This window comes from Xanthobacter sp. NM-59, assembly GCF_021401125.1.
In the GTDB taxonomy this organism is placed as follows: Bacteria; Pseudomonadota; Alphaproteobacteria; order Rhizobiales; family Xanthobacteraceae; genus Xanthobacter.
This window is the reverse complement of the sequence record NZ_JACBFQ010000004.1, coordinates 221,212-233,844: the sequence shown is the minus strand read 5'-3', so window position 1 is coordinate 233,844 and position 12,633 is coordinate 221,212. Positions and strand designations below refer to the sequence as shown.

General features: G+C 67.0%; 7 protein-coding genes and 1 pseudogene. 6 read left to right on the top strand and 2 right to left on the bottom strand.

Going from position 1 to position 12,633, the window contains the following annotated elements; translation table 11 throughout:
• Nucleotides 1-679: 679 nt before the first annotated feature.
• Nucleotides 680-895: pseudogene (locus tag L0966_RS22500) on the bottom strand (SH3 domain-containing protein); the annotation flags it as partial.
• 230 nt (nucleotides 896-1,125) lie between these two features.
• Nucleotides 1,126-2,550 carry a short-chain fatty acyl-CoA regulator family protein gene (locus L0966_RS10570; RefSeq protein WP_234051857.1) on the bottom strand — a complete coding sequence of 475 codons (1,425 nt, stop codon included), beginning with the start codon at nucleotides 2,548-2,550 and terminating at the stop codon, nucleotides 1,126-1,128.
• Between the two features lie 223 nt (nucleotides 2,551-2,773).
• On the opposite strand from L0966_RS10570, the gene L0966_RS10565 reads away from it, so the two are divergent.
• From L0966_RS10565 to scpA, 6 genes are all read left to right on the top strand, one after another.
• Nucleotides 2,774-4,306 (top strand): acyl-CoA carboxylase subunit beta, encoded by a 1,533-nt coding sequence (locus L0966_RS10565; RefSeq protein WP_234051856.1) that lies wholly within the window; start codon nucleotides 2,774-2,776, stop codon nucleotides 4,304-4,306.
• A gap of 197 nt (nucleotides 4,307-4,503) precedes the next feature.
• The gene (locus tag L0966_RS10560; RefSeq protein WP_234051855.1) at nucleotides 4,504-6,531 is read left to right on the top strand and encodes an acetyl/propionyl/methylcrotonyl-CoA carboxylase subunit alpha; all 2,028 of its coding nucleotides are present in this window, start codon (nucleotides 4,504-4,506) and stop codon (nucleotides 6,529-6,531) included.
• Nucleotides 6,532-6,725: 194 nt separating this feature from the next.
• A complete protein-coding gene (locus L0966_RS10555; RefSeq protein WP_234051854.1) occupies nucleotides 6,726-7,955 on the top strand; it encodes a cyclopropane-fatty-acyl-phospholipid synthase family protein in 1,230 nt (409 codons plus the stop codon).
• Nucleotides 7,956-8,103: 148 nt separating this feature from the next.
• Nucleotides 8,104-9,927, top strand: a complete 1,824-nt coding sequence (locus tag L0966_RS10550; RefSeq protein ID WP_234051853.1) for a methylmalonyl-CoA mutase family protein — start codon at nucleotides 8,104-8,106, stop codon at nucleotides 9,925-9,927.
• Nucleotides 9,928-9,995: 68 nt separating this feature from the next.
• The gene (locus tag L0966_RS10545; protein ID WP_234051852.1) at nucleotides 9,996-10,355 is read left to right on the top strand and encodes a hypothetical protein; all 360 of its coding nucleotides are present in this window, start codon (nucleotides 9,996-9,998) and stop codon (nucleotides 10,353-10,355) included.
• Nucleotides 10,356-10,466: 111 nt separating this feature from the next.
• Complete coding sequence (scpA, locus tag L0966_RS10540) at nucleotides 10,467-12,623, top strand: methylmalonyl-CoA mutase (RefSeq protein ID WP_234051851.1); 2,157 nt, start codon at nucleotides 10,467-10,469, stop codon at nucleotides 12,621-12,623.
• Nucleotides 12,624-12,633: the final 10 nt, after the last annotated feature.

Below are 12,633 nucleotides of genomic sequence, written 5' to 3'. Positions count from 1 at the left end.
CAGGCCGCACGGGTGCCCCCGGGGCAACGATAGGCCCACCGGGAGGCGGCGGCACGGCCGGCACCTTGATCGGACCACCCGGAGCCACGGGCGTGACCGAATTCAGCGGCGCACCCGGCACCGGCGGAACCACCTTCACCGGCGCCACTCCGGGCGGAGGCGTGATGACCTTGACCGGAGCCACTCCCGGCGGGGGCGTGATCACCTTCACCGGCGCACCGGGGACGACGCCAGGCATCGGCGCAGGGCCCGGCATCACGCCCGGACCAGGCATCACACCGGGACCCGGCATCGGACGGGGCATGGGGCCCGGTCCCGGCGGCGGGAGCGGAGGCGGCGGGGGACGGTGCCACACACCGGGAGGCGGCGGCGGCGGCATGTTCGGCGGCGGCACGTAATTGCTGCGCCACCAGCCCGGCGGACGCGGCCCGGGCGGCGGCGGACGCCAGCCCGGACGGGGCGGCGGAGCATAGGCCTCCCAGCGATAGCGATCATTGTACCAGGGCTGGTTCACATAATACGGCCGATTGACGTAGTTGCGATTCCAGTAATCGGCAGCGGCGAACGCCACGATTGGAATGCCGATGGCGGCCAATCCCAGGTCCGGCACCACCTCGACCCGGCGCTCGGCCACGGGCACGCCCACTGCGGCGGGCGCCTCATAACCGAGATATTCGCTGTAAACCCAGCCGCGATAGCCATTCCAATCCACATCGCACCAGGATTCATCCTGCAGGCAGCCCTCGATCTCGACGGGCGAACCTTCGGGGATGACACCCAGGGACGGAAACTGCGTGTCAGGGCCGGTGCGGATATTCACATTCGCCGTGGAGAATCCCGGCGCGGCCGCCTTTGCCACCCCCCCGATGCCCGCCACTGCCAAGCCGGCGACCATGCCGGCAAGTCTCAGCATCTTCATGGAGCACTCCCTTGAGCGCCTTCGGGTACGGCAAGGCCGGACGGAGGGCGCCAGACTCAATCATTTGGAGCAGCCCGCGTGATCCCGCGTGAAGGCGGTGCCACCGGCGACTCGGTCCAGTCGACGCACGCACTGTAAACGCCCCGTCATGGCGTTTCATGTGCGAAGGCGAGGCGTTTCACGAGCGAGAGCGCGGCCGAATTGCGTCACGAGATGGTGAACGGAATGATATCGCGCACATTCTCATCAATGCGGATGTCCCGGTCGAGGGGCGGAAACGCGCGCAGCTCGCAATCCGGCCGCGGGCAGATGCGGCACGAAACGCCCAGCGGCGCCACCGGTGCCGCCTTCAGGTCCAGACCGTCCGCATACACCATGTCATGGGCGAAAGAGACCTCGCAGCCGAGCCCCAGGGCAAAGGCGCGCACCGGCCCGCCATGGCGCAGCGGCGGCGCATTCACCGCCCGGGCCAGACAGATGTAGCGCACGCCATCCGGCATTTCCCCCAGCTGAACGAGGGTGCGGCCCGGCATCTCGAAGGCCTCATGCACGTTCCAGGCGGCGCAGGCCCCGCCATGGCGCGCGAACTGGAAGCGGGTCGCGGAGTGGCGTTTGGTGATGTTGCCCGCCCGATCCACCTTGGCGAAATAGAAGGGCACGCCCTTCGCGCCCGGCCGCTGCAGGGTGGACAGGCGGTGGCACACCTGCTCCAGGCTCGCGCCCGTCTCCAGAACCAGCCGGTCGAGATCGTGCCGCAGCGAGCGAGCGAGATCGAGGAAGCGGCGATAGGGCAGCATCATCGCCCCCGCGAAATAATTGAACAGCGCGAGACGGCAGATTTCGGCCGCCGTCTGGCTGCGAAAACGGGCGGAAGCCACCGTTTCCGCCACCAGATCCGCATGTTCGAGCTGGGCGATGGTGGCGGCCATGCGGAACGCGCGCGCGGGCATGGACAGCACGCCCGAAAGGGTCAGCCGGCGCAGGCGCGGGTCATATTGGGAGATCGGAGCGGCCGGGTCCGCGTGGCCCAGCTCCACCGTCACCCCATGGCGATGGGCCAGGTGGCCGGCAAAGGCGCCCGCCGGGTCGGCCCGATCGAGCACGCCCAGGGCCAGCGCCGTCACCTCCGCGGCCCGGTCCAGGCTGTCCACGTAATTGTCGATGTAATGGAAAAAGTCGCGCACTTCCTCATAGGGAATGAGCTTCGCCTCGTCGGCCCGAGGGGGAACGCCGGCGGTCAGCATATCGTCCAGCGAGGCCCGCCACTCAGCCGTGCGCCGCAGCGCCACATGCATGCGCAGGAAGGCATGGGCGAAGGCCGGGGAAAGATTGGCCACCGCCTTCACATCCTGAAGGCCCAGGCCCAGGTCACTGAACAAGGGGTCGGCCGTCACCTCGCGCAGGTCCGCCACCAGCCGGTCCAGGTCCTCGGCCCCGAAAGTGGTGATGTCCACCGCGAAAGTGCGCGAAATGGCGATGAGCACGGAGGCCGTGAGCGGGCGCTGGTTGCTCTCGATCTGATTCACATAAGAGGGGGAAACCCCCAGCCGCTGGGCGAGCTCGCTCTGCTTGAGCCCAAGCTTTTCGCGCAGGCGGCGAACCGCATGGCCGGCATAAACCTTCTGACGCAACCGACCCCTCCCCCGCGCGGCGTTCGACACATCGCATTTGTGAAGCCTTCACAAATCACAACACAAAACTTTTACACATTCAAATCCCTTGAGAGTGCTGTTAGCCACCTGAGCGGCACACGCCGGTCAGGGCATCGAAGGAAGGCGCGGAAACCGTGCTTTTCTTCGCGCCGGCCGCCGTTACACTTCAGTCCTATACAAACCCGCTAAAGGGGGGCGTCGCATGAAGGAAATCCTTGAAGAGCTGGAAAGCCGGCGTGAAATCGCCCGCCTGGGTGGCGGCGAGCGTCGCATCAAGGCCCAGCACGCCCGCGGCAAGCTCACCGCCCGCGAGCGCATCGAGCTCTTGCTCGATCGTGGCACGTTCGAGGAATACGACACCTTCGTTCAGCATCGCTGCGTCGATTTCGGCATGGAGGACCAGAAGGTCCCCGGCGACGGCGTGGTGACCGGCTGGGGCACCGTGAACGGCCGCAAGGTGTTCGTGTTCGCCAAGGACTTCACGGTGTTCGGCGGCTCGCTCTCCGAGGAGCATGCCCGCAAGATCACCAAGATCCAGGACATGGCGCTGAAGACCCGCGCCCCCATCATCGGCCTGTTCGATGCCGGCGGCGCCCGCATCCAGGAAGGCGTGGCGGCGCTGGGCGGCTACGGCGAGGTGTTCAAGCGCAACGTGCTTGCCTCGGGCGTCATCCCGCAGATCTCCCTCATCATGGGCCCGTGCGCGGGCGGCGACGTCTATTCGCCGGCCATGACCGACTTCATCTTCATGGTCCGCGACACCTCCTACATGTTCGTGACCGGCCCGGACGTGGTGAAGACCGTCACCAACGAGACCGTCACCTCCGAGGAGCTGGGTGGCGCCAAGGTGCACACCTCCAAGTCCTCGGTAGCGGACGGCTCGTTCGAGAACGATGTCGAGATGCTGCTGGAGTGCCGCCGGCTCATCGACTTCCTGCCCTCCAACAACCAGGAAGGCGTGCCGCAGTGGCCCTCCTTCGACGATCCCGGCCGCTATGACGAGAGCCTGGACACCCTGGTTCCGGACAATCCGAACAAGCCCTACGACATCAAGGAACTGATCCTGAAGGTCGTGGACGAGGGCGATTTCTTCGAGATCCAGGCCGCCTACGCCAAGAACATCGTCACCGGCTTCGGCCGCATCGAGGGGCGCACGGTGGGCTTTGTGGCCAACCAGCCCATGGTGCTGGCGGGCGTGCTTGATTCGGATGCCTCCCGCAAGGCGGCCCGCTTCGTGCGCTTTTGCGACGCGTTCGAGATCCCGATCGTCACCTTCGTGGACGTGCCCGGCTTCCTGCCCGGCACCGCGCAGGAATATGGCGGCCTCATCAAGCACGGCGCGAAGCTGCTGTTCGCCTATTCCCAGGCCACCGTGCCGCTGGTCACCGTCATCACCCGCAAGGCCTTCGGCGGCGCTTACGACGTGATGGCCTCCAAGCATGTGGGCGCCGACGTCAACTACGCCTGGCCTACCGCTCAGATCGCGGTGATGGGCGCCAAGGGCGCGGTGGAGATCATCTTCCGGGCCGACATGGACGATCCGGAGAAGATCGCCGCCCAGACCAAGAATTACGAGCAGCGCTTCCTGTCGCCCTTCGTGGCGGCGGAGCGGGGCTTCGTGGACGAGGTCATCATGCCCCATTCCACCCGTCGGCGCCTTGCCCGCGCGCTCGCCATGCTGCGCACCAAGAAGCTGGAGCAGCCCCACCGCAAGCACGACAACGTGCCGCTCTGAGCGGCTGGGACTGATTTAAAGGCCCTTCCCACCAAGCTCGCCCTCCCCTCCCAAGCCCTCCCCTGAAAGCAGGAGAGGGAGTTGGCATGGGGGTCAGGCGAAAGCCCTCTCCCGCCTGCGGGGGAGGGTTGGGAGGGGGAACCGCTCCTTAAGATTTTCAGCGCCCATGCCACCGGCGCTTCAAGGAACCGCACGCTATGTTCTCGAAAATCCTGATCGCGAACCGAGGCGAGATCGCCTGCCGCGTCATCAAGACGGCGCGCAAGATGGGCATCAAGACCGTGGCCGTCTATTCCGAGGCGGACAAGGATGCCCTGCATGTGGAGATGGCGGACGAGGCCGTCTTCATCGGCCCGCCGCCGGCAGCCCAGTCCTACCTCATCGCCGAAAAGATCGTGGAAGCCTGCATGCTGACCCACGCCGAGGCGGTGCATCCCGGCTACGGCTTCCTCTCCGAGCGCGCCGCCTTCCCCAAGCTGCTCGCCGAGCACGGCATCGTCTTCATCGGCCCGAACCCCCATGCCATCGAGGCCATGGGTGACAAGATCGAGTCCAAGAAGGCGGCCGCCGCGGCCAAGGTCTCCACCGTTCCCGGCTATCTGGGCGTCATCGAGAGCGGTGAGCAGGCGGCCAAGATCGCCGATGAGATCGGTTATCCGGTGATGATCAAGGCCTCCGCCGGCGGCGGCGGCAAGGGCATGCGCATCGCCCATTCCCGCTCGGAAGTGCAGGACGGCTTCGACCGCGCCCGCTCGGAGGCCAAGTCGTCCTTCGGCGATGATCGCGTGTTCGTGGAAAAGTTCATCGTCGATCCGCGCCACATCGAGATCCAGGTGCTGGGCGACAAGCACGGCAACGTGATCTATCTGGGCGAACGCGAATGCTCCATCCAGCGCCGTAACCAGAAGGTGGTCGAGGAAGCCCCCTCCCCGCTGCTGGACGAGGCCACCCGCAAGAAGATGGGCGAGCAGGCCGTGGCCCTCGCCAAGGCGGTGGGCTATGACAGCGCCGGCACGGTGGAGTTCGTCGCCGGCCAGGACAAGAGCTTCTACTTCCTGGAGATGAACACCCGCCTGCAGGTGGAACATCCGGTCACCGAGCTCATCACCGGCATCGACCTCGTGGAGCAGATGATCCGCGTCGCCGCCGGCGAGCCCCTCTCCGTCACCCAGGACGACGTGAAGCTGACCGGCTGGGCGGTGGAAAGCCGCATCTATGCGGAAGACCCCTACCGCAACTTCCTGCCCTCCACTGGCCGCCTCGTGCGCTACCGGCCCCCGGCGGAAGGCAAGACCGGCCCCATCACCGTGCGCAACGACACGGGCGTCTATGAGGGCGGCGAAATCTCGCTCTTCTACGATCCCATGATCGCCAAGCTCGTGACCCACGCGCCCACCCGCGCCATGGCCATCGAGGCCCAGGCGGATGCGCTCGACGCCTTCGCCATCGACGGCATCGGCCACAACATTCCCTTCCTCTCGGCCCTGATGGCGCACCAGCGCTGGCAGGATGGCCGCCTCTCCACCGGCTTCATCGCCGAGGAGTATCCGGACGGCTTCCATCCCCGCGTGCCGGAAGGCGAGATCGTCCACACCCTGTCTTCGGTGGCGGCGGTGATCGACCACATCCAGAATGCCCGCAAGCGGCAGATCTCGGGCCAGACCTCCGGCGTGCCGGTGAGCTTCGCCAAGCGCCGCATCGTCACCCTCGCCACCGGTGAGCACGTCGTCTCCACCGCCTGCGAAGTGGAAGACGTGGACGGCGGCTACAAGGTCCAGATCTTCGACGCGGAGGGCAATCCCGGCCACGCGCACGTGCTGCGCTCCAGCTGGAAGCCCGGTGATCCGGTGTGGACCGGCACCATCGATGCCGACCAGGCCACCATGCAGGTGCGGCCCATCTCCAACGGCGTGGCGCTGGCCCATCGCGGCGTCGCCACCAAGGCGCGGGTCTATACGGAGTTCTCCGCCTCCCTCGCGGCCCTGATGCCGAAGAAGGAAGCGGCGGGCGGCGGCAAGGAGCTCTTGTGCCCCATGCCGGGCCTCGTGGTGTCCATCGCCGTCACCCCCGGCCAGGAGGTGAAGAACGGCGAGATCCTCGCCATCGTGGAAGCCATGAAGATGGAAAACGTGCTGCGCGCCGAGCGCGACGGCATGATCAAGGCGGTTCACGCCAAGCCCGGCGACAGCCTCGCCGTGGATGCGGTGATCCTGGAATTCGCCTGATGATCGCGGCGCGCGGGGCCATTCCTTCCATGCGCCTGCGCGCCGTCATGCCCGGGCTCGTCCCGGGCCCCCGCGCCCCGAGGCCCGGCCTGCGCCGGTCCTTGGGCATCCTGTCTTTCTGCGCCCACGACCGGGACAAGACCGGATCGGCGCGCTACCTTCGGTCGGCCCTCCCGCGGAAGGACGTCTGACCTATGCGCCTGCTCTCCCATCTCCTGAAGCGGTTCGTGGACAAGGGCCGCCTCACGGTCATCACTGCTGACGGCACGCGCCACGTGTTCGGCTCGGGCGAAGGTGGTCCCTCCGTCACGGTGCGCATGCATGACCGGAAGGTGGAGAAGGAACTTTTCTTCAACCCCGAGCTCGCCGCCGCCGAGGCCTTCATGGATGGCCGCCTCACCTTTGAGGACGGGGCGGGCGTGTTCGACCTGCTCTACCTGTTCTCCGTCAACCGAAAGGGTCTCGGCAGCCATCCGGTGCAGCAGGCCCTGCGGCAGGCGTGGCGCTCGGTGCGCCGCTTCCAGCAGGCCAACCCCATCGGCAAGGCGAAGGAAAACGTCTCCAGCCATTACGACCATCCGGCCGCCTTCTACCGGCTGTGGCTGGATGAGACCATGACCTATTCCTGCGCCTATTTCCGCGAGCCGGAAGAGCCGCTCGCCGATGCCCAGCGCAACAAGTTCCGCCACATCGCCGCCAAGCTGAAAATCACGCCCGGCATGCGGGTGGCGGAGATCGGCTCGGGCTGGGGCGCGCTCGCCATCTACATGGCCAAGGAATGCGGTGCGAAGGTCACCGCCATTAATGTCTCGCCCGAGCAGCTGGCGGAAAGCCGCCGGCTGGCCGAAGCCGCGGGCGTCGCCGACAGCATCGATTTTCGCGAGGTGGATTATCGCCAGTTGAAGGGCAAGTTCGACCGTGTGGTCTCCATCGGCATGATGGAGCATGTGGGCGTCGCCCATTATGACGAATACTTCACCACCATCCGCAATCTTCTGAACGAGGGCGGTTTTGCTCTGGTGCACGCCATCGGCCGCATGTCGCCGCCCGGCACCACGGCGCCCTTCATCCGCAAATACATCTTCCCCGGTGGCTATGTGCCTGCCTTATCGGAAGTGTTCGCCTCAACCGAGCGCACCCACCTGTGGGTGGACGATTGCGAGGTGCTGCGGCTGCATTATTACTGGACCATCCGCGCGTGGCGGCGAAACTTCATGGCCAAGCGCGCGGAGGTGGATGCCATGATGGGCGAACGCTTCGGCCGCATGTGGGAATTCTACCTCGCGGCCGTGGAACTGGGCTTCCTGCACGGCTCCAACATGGTGTTCCAGCTCCTGCTCTCGGAAAAGCGGGACGATGTACCGGTGCTGCGCGATTACATGATCGACGCGGAACGCGCCCTCGCCACCCAGGAGGCGCGCTGATGGGCGCCCTCCCGCTCCCCTCTTGCCCGATGCGGCCCGCGACAGCGGAGCGGCACGGGGGCCAATCTTCCTGGTGCGCACCGCGCGGCGCTTTTCGCCGACCCGCGAGCCGCCACACCTCAAACTTCTTGCCTTCGGAGGCTCAGCCATGACCACCCTGCCCTTCGCCACCGACCTGCCGACCGTGACCCGCGAGGACTGGCTGAAGCTGCTGGAGGGCGTGCTCAAGGGCGTGCCCTACGACAAGAAGATGGTGACCCCCACCTATGAGGGTCTCGCACTGGACGCCCTGCCGCCGCGCAAGCCGGCCGCCCCCATCCTGGCGGGCCGCGCCGCCGCCGCACCCTGGACCATCTCCATGCGGGTGGACCAGCCTGACCTGACGGCGTCCAACGCCCAGGCGCTGGAGGATCTGGACGGCGGGGCTTCTGGCCTCTCGCTGGTGTTCGCCACCTCGCCCCAGTCCTACGGCTTCGGCCTGCCCAACGGCGCCGATCTCGATGCCGTCCTGAAGGGCGTGATGCTCGACCTTATCGAGACCCGCCTGGAGCTGGGCGGCTTCACGGGCCGCGAAAATGCCCTCGCCTTCGCCGCTCTGGCGGAAACGCGCGGGCTCGACCCCAAGGCGGTGAAGGTTTCGTTCGGCCTCAATCCCATGGGCAGCTTCGCCCTCATGGGTCATCTGCCCATGAGCTGGTCGGACCTGGCCAAGCGATTCTGCGAGACCTCCGCGACCCTGGCGGACAAAGGCTTTGCCGGCACCATCGCCCGCGCGGAAGGTTCCATCTTCCACGAGGCGGGTGCTTCCGATGCGCAGGAGCTGGCGGCGGTTCTGGCCACCGCCGTGGCCTACCTGAAGATCTACACCAATGCCGGCGTGCCGCTGGAGGAAGCCGCGCGCCGCATCGAGGTGTCGCTGGTGGCGGACGTGAACCAGACCGCGACCATCGCCAAGTTCCGCGCCATCCGCCTGCTGTGGGGCGCGGTGCTGCGCGAGTGCGGCCTGCCCGCCAAACCGCTCACCGTGCATGGCACCACCGCGTGGCGCTCCATGACCCGGCGCGACCCCTATGTGAACCTGCTGCGCGCCACCGTGGCGGCGTTCGCGGCCGGCGTCGGCGGGGCGGACAGCGTCACCGTGCTGCCCTTCACCCAGACGCTGGGCCTGCCGGATGCCTTCGCCCGCCGCCTCGCCCGCAACACCCAGGTGATGCTGATCGAGGAATCCAATGTGCACCGCGTGGCCGACCCTGCCGCCGGCGCTGGCGCGGTGGAAGCCCACACCGACGGGCTGGCTGAAAAGGCCTGGGACCTGTTCCGCACCATCGAGCATCGTGGCGGCCTCATCGACGTTCTGACCGATCGCTGGCTCCAGGGCGAGATTGCCGAAGTGAAGGCCCGCCGCGACAAGGATGTGGCCACCCGCAAGGCGCCCATCACCGGCACTTCGGAATTCCCCATCCTCGTGCAGGAGATGCCGGAAGTGCTCGCGCCCCTGCCGGCGGCGGCCCCTGTCGCCGATGGCGCCCTGGGCTCCTACCGCACCGCCGAGCCCTTCGAGGACCTGCGTAACAAGGCTGAGGCCGCCGCCCCCAAGGTGTTCCTCGCAACTCTTGGCCCGGTCGCAGCCTTCACCGCCCGTGCCACCTTCGCCAAGAACTTCTTCGAGGCTGGCGGCATCAGCGCCGCGGTGCCGGACGGCTTCGCCGATCTCGACGCCCTGGTGGCCGCCTTCAAGGCCGCCGGCACGCCCTTCGCCTGCCTTGCCTCCTCCGACGAGGTCTATGGCACCGACGCCGCTGCGGCGGCCAAGGCCCTCAAGGCGGCCGGTGCCGGCGCGGTCTGGCTGGCGGGCAAGCCCACCGCCATCGAGGCGGAGCTGAAGGCAGCGGGCGTGGATGGCTTCATCTTCGTCGGCTGCAACGTGCTCGAAACGCTGGCCGCCGCCCAGGCGGCCGCCGGCCTGAAGTGAGGGTGGCGAACGTGGCGCCAGCGCTTGCAGCCGCCTCACGATACCGGAGGGCTTACGGTCCCCGGCGCTTGGGAGGCACGACATCCCTCCTGGCGGCCCTTGCCGCGAGCCTTGTGCTCGCGGTTCCCGCCGCCGCGGCCTCCCGCCACGACGGAACCTGGGATGTGCGTACCGCCCCCGAAGGTGGCGCCTGCGACAGCACTTTCGACTTCAAGCAGAAAGTGAAGGGTGGCAAAGTCACCTATGCGGGCTTTTGGCCGGTGAAAGCCACTGGAGGCATCAACAAGCTCGGCGTGGTGAACATGGCTCTCGCCCACGGCCACCATCGCGTCGTCGCGAAGGGGCTGGTGGAAGGTGACGCCGCCTCCGGGGATTGGACCTCGCCGAAGCCGAAATGCTCCGGCTCCTGGTTCGCCAAGCGCGCTTAGGCGCGCCACGGTTCGCCAAATGCGCGATCGCGCGCATCACGATTTCAAGGCCGGCTCGCGGCCCATCTCGCGAGCTGAAAGACAAGCCGACGCATTCAAGGGGATAGAACCATGAGCCAGATCCCGAACTTCGCCGCCGTCGACTGGCGCGCCCCCGACGTGGCGCAGCCTTCGAGCGACGCCGCCGCCTGGACCACGCCCGAGGGCATCGACGTCAAGCCCCTGTACGGCCCCGCCGACATTGCGGACTTGGGCTATATCGACACCTATCCCGGCATCGTCCCGTTCCTGCGCGGGCCCTATGCGGGCATGTATGCCACCCAGCCCTGGACCATCCGCCAATATGCGGGCTTCTCCACGGCCGAGGATTCCAACGCCTTCTACCGGCGCAACCTCGCCGCCGGCCAGAAGGGCCTTTCGGTCGCCTTCGACCTCGCCACCCACCGTGGCTATGACTCGGACCATCCGCGCGTCGCCGGCGACGTGGGCATGGCGGGCGTGGCCATCGACAGCATCTATGACATGCGCACCCTGTTTTCCGGCATTCCGCTGGACCAGATGAGCGTGTCCATGACCATGAACGGCGCGGTTCTGCCCATTCTGGCGCTCTATGTGGTCGCCGCGGAAGAACAGGGCGTACGGCACGATCAGCTTTCCGGCACCATTCAGAATGACATTCTGAAGGAGTTCATGGTCCGGAATACCTATATCTATCCGCCCGCGCCTTCCATGCGCATCATCTCGGACATCTTCGCCTATACGTCGAAGGAGATGCCGCGCTTCAACTCCATCTCCATTTCCGGCTACCACATGCAGGAAGCCGGCGCGACCCAGGACCTGGAGCTGGCCTACACCCTCGCGGACGGCGTGGAATATGGCCGCGCCGGCATCGCCGCCGGGCTGAACATCGACAAGTTCGCGCCGCGCCTCAGCTTCTTCTGGGCCATCGGCATGAACTTCTTCATGGAAGTGGCCAAGCTGCGCGCCGCGCGCCTGCTGTGGACCCGCCTGATGAGCGACCTCGGGGCCAAGAACCCCAAGTCCCTGCCTTTGCGCACCCACTCGCAGACCTCCGGCTGGTCGCTCACCGCCCAGGACGTGTTCAACAATGTGATGCGCACGGCCATCGAGGCCATGGCCGCCACCCAGGGCCAGACCCAGTCCCTGCACACCAATGCCCTCGACGAGGCGCTGGCTCTGCCGACCGACTTCTCGGCCCGCATCGCCCGCAACACCCAGATCATGCTCCAGCAGGAGAGCGGCACCACCCGGCAGATCGACCTGTGGGGCGGCTCCTTCTATGTTGAGAAGCTGACCTATGACCTCGCCGCCAAGGCCTGGGCCCACATCCAGGAGGTGGAGGCGCTGGGCGGCATGGCCAAGGCCATCGAGGCGGGCATTCCCAAGCTGCGCATCGAAGAGGCCGCGGCCACCACCCAGGCCCGCATCGACGGCGGTGCGCAGACCGTGGTGGGCGTGAACAAGTTCAAGCCCGAGAAAGACAAGATCATCGACGTGCTGAAGGTGGAAAATGCCGCCGTGCGCGCCGCCCAGATCGAAAAGCTCCAGCGCCTGCGCGCCGAGCGCAATCCGGCCGAAGTGGAATCCGCCCTGACCGCCCTCACCAATGGCGCGGCCGCCAACGGCAACCTTCTGGAGCTCGCCATCAACGCGGCCCGGGTGAAGGCCACCGTGGGCGAAATTTCCGACGCGCTGGAGAAGGTGTTCGGCCGCCATCGCGCCGAGATTCGCGCCATTTCCGGCGTTTATAAGCGGGAGGCTTCCGCCATGACGGACAAGGTCGCCAAGGTGCAGAAGCTGGTGGAAGCGTTCGAGGTCGCCGAGGGCCGCCGGCCGCGCATCCTGGTGGCCAAGGTGGGCCAGGACGGCCACGACCGCGGCCAGAAGGTGATCGCCTCCGCCTTCGCCGATCTCGGCTTCGACGTGGATATTGGCCCGCTCTTCGCCACGCCCGAGGAAGCCGCCCGTCAGGCGGTGGAAAATGACGTGCACGTGGTGGGCATCTCCTCCCTCGCCGCTGGCCATCTCACCCTGGTGCCGGCGCTGAAGAAGGCGCTGGAGGCGGAAGGGCGCGGCGACATCATGGTGGTGGTGGGCGGCGTGGTGCCCCCGCAGGACTATCAGGCCCTCAAGGACTTCGGCGCGGAGGCCATCTTCCCGCCCGGCACCGTGATCGCCGATGCCGCCACCGAGCTGCTGCAGACCCTCTCCCACCGCCTGGGCCACAATCTGGAAGCGGCGGAGTGAGCACCCCTTC

What these genes read in the sequence shown, in the direction of transcription:
- L0966_RS10550 (WP_234051853.1), top strand. Translation starts at nt 8,104, where the DNA reads ATGACCACCCTGCCCTTCGCCACCGACCTGCCGACCGTGACCCGCGAG.
- L0966_RS10565 (WP_234051856.1), top strand. Translation starts at nt 2,774, where the DNA reads ATGAAGGAAATCCTTGAAGAGCTGGAAAGCCGGCGTGAAATCGCCCGC.
- L0966_RS10555 (WP_234051854.1), top strand. Translation starts at nt 6,726, where the DNA reads ATGCGCCTGCTCTCCCATCTCCTGAAGCGGTTCGTGGACAAGGGCCGC.
- L0966_RS10560 (WP_234051855.1), top strand. Translation starts at nt 4,504, where the DNA reads ATGTTCTCGAAAATCCTGATCGCGAACCGAGGCGAGATCGCCTGCCGC.
- scpA (WP_234051851.1), top strand. Translation starts at nt 10,467, where the DNA reads ATGAGCCAGATCCCGAACTTCGCCGCCGTCGACTGGCGCGCCCCCGAC.